Source organism: Nonomuraea terrae, assembly GCF_004348995.1.
GTDB classification, from domain to species: Bacteria; Actinomycetota; Actinomycetes; order Streptosporangiales; family Streptosporangiaceae; genus Nonomuraea; species Nonomuraea terrae.
The window spans coordinates 1-8,013 of sequence record NZ_SMKQ01000294.1; the positions used below are offsets into that span (position 1 = coordinate 1).

Genomic DNA, 8,013 nt, shown 5'->3' on the forward strand with positions numbered 1-8,013 from the left:
ACCGAAAGCCCCGATCGCCTGCCAACAGGCCGCCTCATCCGATGTCACGTGCCTGTAGCAGCGAAACCACCAGGGCCGTACCGGTGGCCGGTGCGGCCCTTCGCTGCCGTGAACGCTCCCTCTGATGACCCGCACCGAGCAGGACTCCTCGCACCGGTCGCCGCGCCACCCGCCCCGTCCGGCACGACCCGTCCGAGCTACGCCGCCGGCGCCGCGGCCTGGGGATCGGCAGGCGCGTGTGCGACCGCGAGCACGCCTGACTCAGGCCGCGTTCCTCGCCCGCCGCTGGAGCGCGGCGATGATCCCGGCCGTGTCCACGCTGCCGTAGCCGTAGTCGTAGTCGAACCCGGCCTCGCTGCGGTCCTCGGCGGTCCGCCGCAGCAGCGCCCGCAACTCGGCCGGCGACAGCCGTGACGCCGGCCACCGGGTGCGCACCGCGGCCACCAGGCCGGCCGCCACGGCCGCCGCGGCTGCGGTGCCGGCGTCGGGCTCGTCCGCCCCGAAGGCCGCCGACCCCGCGAAATGCGCGTACGCGCACACGTCCGGCTTGCGGGCGGTCAGCCGCCCTGGTCCCTGGGAGGAGTAGCCGAGGCGGTCGCCGTTGACGTCCACGGCCCCCACCGACAGCGCCTTCGGATGGGAGCACGCGCCCGCGATCGGCCGCCCGTGGTCTCCCGCCGCGAAGACCACGTCGGCGCCCGCCCGATCGAGCGCGCTCACCATGAGGTTGAACGGATGGGCGGCGTTGCCGGAGTAGCCGCCCGGGTGGCCGGCCGGCAGGTCCGGCGCGACCGCCGTCCACCCGTTGCTCACCACCAGCGCCCTCGACTGCTCGGGCTGCGCTTCGAGCGCCGTACGCAGGCGGGCCAAGGCGGACAGGGCGTCCGACAGCAGGGCGCCGCGCCCCGGGGAGAGCACCGGCAGGTCGATGACCGTGGCGTGCGCGGCGGCGATGAGCGCGTCGAACGCGGACATCGTGCCGTGGCCGGTCGCGGACTCGCCCGGCCGGGCCGAGGCGCCCCAGCGGGACCCGGCGTCCAGGGTGACGCTCCGGCCGAGCCGCCTGGCCGCGTGCGCGCCGTCGATCCCGGTGTCGAGCACGGCCAGCGCCACGCCGTCGCCGTCGAGTCCCTCGGCGTGCAGGCCCGCGACGTTCAGCAGGCGCTCGACGTCGTGCCAGTCGCCGACCGGCGGGCCGTCTCCGCGCACGGGCACGGCCTCGATGGCCGGGTCGGCGTAGACGGCGACACCGGGCGTGGGCGGCCGGTCGGGCCCGTCGTCGCAGATCGTGCCGCGGACCAGGACGCAGGCGTCGTCGGAGACGTCGAGCGGCCGGAGCGAGAGGGGGTCGCCGGCCGGCCGCGGCACGGTCACAGGCGCGAAGGCCGTGTCGAGCTCGACCCCGGGCATCCCACCGGCGACGTCGGCCGCGGCGACCGTCCCGCAGGGATCGGAGAGCGCGGAGACGAGGTCGGGGGAGGGGCGGAGCTGGATCAGGACCCGCATGTGTCACCACCGAACGTGGGGAGAGGGGAAGGAACCTCCCAACATTCCTTCATCCGTCCCGGCTCGTCCAGCGCTATCGGTAGGCTCGTGACCTGCAATAATGCGACATTTGCCACGAAGTGGACGATCTTTGTTCTGGGGCGTCAGGCTTCCGTGTCCCGGGTCCGTTCACTACGGTGAGGCACCATGACGCTCCAGGCGCAGAAGCCGGTCGACGACGGTGAGAAGGCCCATTGGCTGGCGGTGCGGCCGAGGCTCGTCCTCGCCAGCGCCTTCATGCTCTTCCTCGAGCTCGCGCTGATCCGGTGGACGGGGTCCAACATCGTCCACCTCAGCTACTTCACGAACTTCGTGCTGCTCGGCTCCTTCCTCGGCATCGGCCTCGGCTTCCTGCGCGTGGGGCGCTCGCGGCGGCAGCCGTACTACTCGCCGGTCGTGCTGGCGATCCTGGTGATCGTCGTGCTGGCCTTCCCCGTGACGGTCGACCGTGACACCGAGGGCGTCCTGTACTGGACGAGCCTGTCCACCACCGGCCCGCCCGCCTGGCTCATCCTGCCGGTGATCTTCTGCGCCGCGGCGGCCGTCCTCATGGGCCCCGCCGAGCTGGTCGGGCGCTGCTTCCCCGAGCTGTCGCGCCTGGAGGCCTACCGCTACGACCTCATCGGCAGCCTCACCGGCATCGCCGGCTTCACGGCGCTGTCGTTCCTGAGCGCGCCGCCGGTCGTCTGGGGGATCATCGCGGCCGCCTGCTACGGGGTACTGCTCGTGCCCCGTCCGCGCGCCCTCTACGTCGGGCTGGTCACCGTGCCGTCCGCGGCCGTGGTGGGGCTGCTGCTGGCCGAGACGCTGACCGCCGGCGCGCTCTGGTCGCCGTACTACAAGGTCACCTTCCGTGAGCTCCAGGGCCTCAGCGTCCCCGTCACCGACATCGCGGTCAACGGCATCCCGCATCAGCAGACCATGCCCGCCGCCGCCCGCCTGCAGCTGGAACGCCAGTACGGCCTGCCGTACGAGCGGGCCGCCCAACCGCCGAAGGACGTGCTCATCGTCGGCGCGGGCAGCGGCACCGACGTCGCCATCGCCCTGTCCAAGGGCGCGGCCCGCGTCGACGCCGTGGAGATCGACCCCAAACTGCGCGAGCTGGGCGCCACCGTCCACCCCGACCGGCCCTACGCCGACCCGCGCGTCACCACCCACATCACCGACGGCCGCGCCTTCCTGGAACGCAGCTCCGACAAGTACGACCTCATCCTCTTCGCCCTGCCCGACTCGCTCACCCTCGTCTCCGGGGCCAGCTCGTTGCGGCTGGAGAGCTACCTGTTCACCGAGGAGGCCATGCGGGCGGCCCAGGCGCACCTCAAGCCGGGCGGCGCGTTCTCGATGTACAACTACTACCGCGAGAGCTGGCTGGTCGACCGCCTCGCGTCCACCGTGCAGAGCGCGTTCGGCCACAAGCCCTGCGTCGACGTGGTCAGCACCGCCGGCCACCAGGCCATCATCACCGCCGGGCTGACCGCCGCCGACCAGCGCTGCGCCGCCGAGTGGCCGGGCGCCGCCGCGGGAACGCCGTCGCCCGCCGACGACGACCGCCCGTTCCTGTACCTCAAGGACGCGACGGTCCCGCCGATCTACCTCATCACGCTCGGCCTGATCCTCGCCGTCAGCCTGATCGCCGTCCGCCTCGTCGCCGGGCCGTACCGGCGCATGCGCCCGTACGCCGACCTGTTCCTGCTGGGCGTGGCGTTCATGCTGCTGGAGACCAAGAGCATCACCGGGTTCGCGCTGCTGTTCGGCACCACGTGGGTGGTCAACGCGATCGTGTTCGCCGGCGTGCTGGTCGCCGTGCTCGCCGCCGTCGAGGTGACCCGCCGCTTCCGCACCCCGCCGCTGCCCGTCATGTACGGCGTGCTCTTCGCCGGCCTGCTGCTGGCCTGGCTCGTGCCCACGGAGTGGCTGCTGTCCCTGCCGGTGCCGCTGCGCGCCGTGGCCGCCGTGGTGGTGGCGTTCCTGCCGATCTTCGCGGCGAACGTCGTCTTCGCCAAGCGCTTCGCCGAGACCGCCGACGCCACCACGTCGTTCGGCGCCAACCTGCTCGGCGCCATGGTGGGCGGCTGCCTGGAGTACGCGGCCCTGGTGATCGGCTACCAGGGCCTGCTCGTCGTGGCCGCCCTGCTCTACCTCGGCGCCATGGCCCTGCTGCCGCGACAGCGGGCCCTGGCGTGACCGGCTAGAAACCGCAGAGCTCGTCGAGGGTCTTCGCGCCGCCGGCCCGCTGGGAGTTGCGGGTCGGTGTCTGCTTCGGCGTCGCCGCGCGGGTGCTCGGCGCGGCCGAGGACGTCACGCTCGGCGAGGCGCTCACGTTGGCGGCCTGGGCCTGGCGGGGCGGCCGCGCCGAGTCGCTGATCGCCTTCTTCGTCGCCTGGCGGATCTTGACCCAGTCGGGCGCGCCCGAGTAGAACTCCGGCGGCACGAACTGCAGGCTCGTGATCTTCGCGTCCTTGACCTTGACGGCCAGCTCCACCAGCGGCTGCACGAGGTGGCGCGGGATGTTCGTCTCCGCCAGCCGCTTGGCCGCCCCGGCGATCTGTGTGAAGCGGGTGAGGATGACCGTCGGCGTGGCCTGCTGGGCGAAGGCGCCGATGACACAGCGCTGGCGGGCCATGCGGGAGAAGTCGTCGCTGTTGACCCGCGAGCGGCCGTACCAGAGGGCCTCCTCGCCCGACAGCTTGCGGTAGCCGGCCCTGATCGTGCCGGCGGTGCCGTACAGGCCGCCCCACTTGATGTCCTGCTCGACCCGGATGCGCAGGCCGCCGATGGCGTCGACCAGGTCCGCGAAGCCGTACATGTTCATCATCGCGTAGTAGTCGATGTGCAGGTTCAGGGTGTAGCCGATGGCGTCCATCAGCGCGCGGGGGCCCTTGTTGTGGCCGCCCATGATCTCCGGGTGGTCGTTGGCGTACTGCCAGACCTCGTTGAGCAGGCCGCCGTTCGGCAGCTCGGCCATGAAGCCGTTCGGGAACTGCTTGCGCAGCGGCGAGGACGGCGGGAAGCGCACGTGCTGCAGGTTGCGGGGCAGGCTGAACAGGACCGTGTTGCCGGTCTTCAGGTCGACGCTGGCCACGTTCATGCTGTCGGTGCGCACGCCGGTCCGGTTGCTCGCCGCGTCGCCGCCGATCAGCATGAAGTTCACCCGGGTCTTGCCGTTCCACGGGTCCTCGGCGTTCTGCGCCGCCAGTGACGCGTCGGCGTCGGGCGTGGTCTTGAAGATGTCGCTGATCGTGCTGCGCGCGGTCACCATGGTCTGCGCCGTCAGCGCGAACGGCGACATCACCGCCACGCACAGCACGCCCACCACGATGCCGGTCAGCATCTGGCCCTGCTGGTTGAGCCGGTTCGGGCCCAGCACGATGTACGACGTCACCAGCAGCGCGAACCACGCCAGCGCGGCCACGGACACGATGACGATCACCAGCATCATCATCCCGTCGTCGGCCAGGACGGCGGCGTTCTCCAGGTTGCTGGCCACGCTCAGCCCGTAGGCCAGGGCCGCCAGCAGCAGCACCGCGTACACGCTGACCAGCACCAGCCCGGTACGGCGGTGCCCGGCGCGCAGGTGGGCGGCGCCGGGCACGACGGCGGACAGAGCGGTCCAGCCGAGCACGGAGGCGGGTGTCAGCGGCCGGGCGAAACGCGGTCGGGTCGAGCCCGACGCGGGGGAGCGCTTCGAGGAGCCCTGGGGGGAGGAACCCTGAGCGGAAGATCCCGGCGCGCGAGTGCCCTGCTTGGAGGAGGACGGCGAGGAGGAGGGCGTGCGGCCGGGGCGAGGTCGTCGCGCTGGGCGCCGTTTCCTGCCTCCTGGCACGCTCTCTACCCCATCGCGATTGCTCACACCCGGCTCCCTTACACGCCTACCAGGCAAAACTGATGTCCAGCCCCCATCGGCACAAGATTGCCAGGATTCTAGCCCCCATATATGGACAACAGAGACATGTGCTCAAGCTGAGATGAACGGCACGTCAACATCACGAGGTCGTCGAGGAGGGCGCCCGCCACGTGTTGCACTGGAACGTGCGGTTCTTCTCCCACCCCTGCCGGAACCAACGGTTGTTGTTCGCCGGAGAGCCGTGGTCACGCGGGTATTGGGGGTGGTCGCCCACCTGGCCGTAGAACCAGAACAGCCGGCCGCGGTTCGCCGTGCTGACCGGATACGAGGCCGCCACGGAGCGCATCCACATGCCGCCGAAACACGTTGCCTGGAGCTCCATCTTTCTGCTGAGCGCCAGCTTGGTGTTCTGGCTGCCGGTGTCGAGTGTGGCGCTCCACCAGGAGTCCATCAGGCCCGTGATGTTCTGGACGTGGTGGCCGTACTCGTGGGCCATCATGCTGATGATGCCGCCGTGCCAGGAGATGATCTGGCCGTACCCCCGGGCGTTGCCGTTGCCGCGCGCCATCGCCGAGGTGGAGGCGTAGATGGTGTTGTTGCGCGGGCAGTAGTACGGCACCATGCTGCCCGCCGACGGGTAGTCCCCGCACGCGCCCCTGCCCCGCCCCGCGGCGATGGCGTAGCCGGGCGGGCTGAAGTCGATGCCCTGCTTCTCCAGGATCGGCCGCCACGCCCGATCCATGCACTTGCCGGTCTTCAGGATCAGGGCCTTGAGCTGGCCATGGCTGAAGATGCTGGCGTTGCCGGCCCGGCAGGTGAGCCGGGGGAGTCCGCCGGCCCTGTACATGGTGTTGTTCTTCAGGCTCGTGTTGAGCGCGGGCTGCGCCGGCGGGTCGGCGGTCTCCTGCTCCTGCTCTTGTGCCGGCTCGTCGTCGCGGGTGGGGGCGGGCTCGTCGGACTCCTCGTCCGAGGGCTCGTACGTCGGGATCGCGATCGGCGTCGTCGTGTCCGAGCCGGACGAGCCGCCGATCATCACCGCCCCGACGACGATCAGCACGAACAGTGCCGCCAGCGAGCCGAACACGATGCCGAGCACTCCGGCAACGCCCATACCCTGCTTCCTGCGCGGCGGCGCGGGCTGCCACTGCCGCGGCGGCATCGGCGGCATCGGCGGCCGGGGCGGCGGTGCGGATGGCTGCCGGTGCGGTTGCTGGTGGGGCTGCCCGTATGGCGGCCTCGGCGGCCTCGGCGGCGGGTACGGGTTCGCCCGCGGCGGGTACGGGTGTCCCGGACCGCCAGGGCCGCCAGGGCCCCCTGCGCCGCTGGGACCGCCAGGGCCCCCGGCGCCGCCCGGGCCGTACGGCTGGGGTTGTGGCTGACAGCGGCCTGGTGGCGGCCACGGTAAGGAGGGGGGCCGCTGTGGTTCTCCTGACCCCTGTGGCGGGGGTGGGTAATGCCCGTTGCCTGTCACCGTGTCTCCCCGTTCACCCGCTTGTCCGCAATGCAGGCATTTGCGTCGCCACTTGACGGACCCTTGGCAAATTTGGGGCAAAAGCATACTGATGTATCACCCGTCACGGATGTAGCAGCGCTCGGTTACGGTCCGAAATCATTCGAGGTGATCTCTGCTATCTCCCGGTCTCCGCGGCGGGTGGTGTCCTAGCTTCTTTGGCATGAATCTCCAGCAGCTCCGCTATGTGGTCGCGACTGCGGAGCACCGCACCATGACCGACGCGGCCAGGTCGCTTTACATCGCGCAGCCTGCGCTGTCACGCGCGATCCGCGATCTCGAGCGAGAGCTCGGCATGACGTTGTTCGCCCGTTCCGGCCGAGGCGTGGTCGTCACCGCCCAAGGCCGTCGGGTGGTCAAGCTGGCCAGGGAGGCGCTCGACGCCGTCCACCAGATCGAAGGACTGGCCGGCCAGGGTGGCGTCACCGAGGCGGAACTCCGCATCGCCTCCACCCCGAGCCTCGAACCCGGCCTCGCGGGACGGCTACTGCCGGCCTACGCGGCCGAACACCCGGGAGTGCGCGTGCACATCGTGCGGTGCGACGGCAGAGACGCGGTCGTCAGCGCCATCAGGGATCAGCGGGCCGATCTCGGGCTCACCGATCTCCCCGTTCCCACCGATCTCATCACCCACCCGCTCGAACGCCAGGAGATCGTGCTGATCTCCCCGCCCGGGCTCGAACTGCCCAATCCGGTGCCGATGGGCAAGCTGAACGGCATGCGCCTGGCGCTGCCCGCCCGCGGCAGCCTGCGGCGCAGGGAGCTCGACGCGATGTTCGGCAAGTTCGCCGTGACGCCGGTGGTCGTGCTCGAAACCGACGAGCGCAACGGCTGGCTCAACGCCGTACGAGCCGGGCAGGCGTCCTTGCTCTGGTATCGCGGGATGGCCGAACAGGCCGCCCGTGCGGGACTGGTGGTGCGCTCGCTCGAACCCGCCGTGCGCAGGGTCATCGCCGTCGTCCACGCGCGCCGGCGCCTGCCGCTCATCGCCCAGGACTTCCTGGCGACCGCAGAGAAGGGAACAGCGGCCTGACCACTTCGGGAACGATCCATTTCCGCACCCGGGGCCTGCGCACCCCACCGAACTCAACCCCCCAACCCCCAAGAACCGGAA

General features: G+C 71.1%; 5 protein-coding genes. 2 read left to right on the forward strand and 3 right to left on the reverse strand.

Annotated elements, in window-relative coordinates:
- Positions 1-261: 261 nt before the first annotated feature.
- On the reverse strand, positions 262-1,506 hold the full coding sequence (locus tag E1286_RS43975) for a S8 family serine peptidase (RefSeq protein ID WP_132622849.1): 1,245 nt from the start codon (positions 1,504-1,506) through the stop codon (positions 262-264).
- Positions 1,507-1,692: 186 nt separating this feature from the next.
- Between E1286_RS43975 and E1286_RS43980 the strand changes: the two genes are divergently transcribed.
- Positions 1,693-3,729: a spermine/spermidine synthase domain-containing protein gene (locus E1286_RS43980; RefSeq protein WP_132622851.1), complete on the forward strand. Its 2,037-nt coding sequence runs from the start codon at positions 1,693-1,695 to the stop codon at positions 3,727-3,729.
- A gap of 4 nt (positions 3,730-3,733) precedes the next feature.
- On the opposite strand, the gene E1286_RS43985 is transcribed toward E1286_RS43980, so the two are convergent.
- Both E1286_RS43985 and E1286_RS43990 read right to left on the reverse strand, forming a co-directional pair.
- Positions 3,734-5,167 carry an LCP family protein gene (locus E1286_RS43985; RefSeq protein ID WP_246075674.1) on the reverse strand — a complete coding sequence of 478 codons (1,434 nt, stop codon included), beginning with the start codon at positions 5,165-5,167 and terminating at the stop codon, positions 3,734-3,736.
- A 361-nt stretch (positions 5,168-5,528) separates the two neighbouring features.
- A complete protein-coding gene (locus tag E1286_RS43990; RefSeq protein WP_246075675.1) occupies positions 5,529-6,500 on the reverse strand; it encodes a neutral zinc metallopeptidase in 972 nt (323 codons plus the stop codon).
- A 562-nt stretch (positions 6,501-7,062) separates the two neighbouring features.
- Here E1286_RS43990 and E1286_RS44000 point away from each other — a divergent pair.
- Positions 7,063-7,932, forward strand: a complete 870-nt coding sequence (locus E1286_RS44000; protein ID WP_132622857.1) for a LysR family transcriptional regulator — start codon at positions 7,063-7,065, stop codon at positions 7,930-7,932.
- Positions 7,933-8,013: the final 81 nt, after the last annotated feature.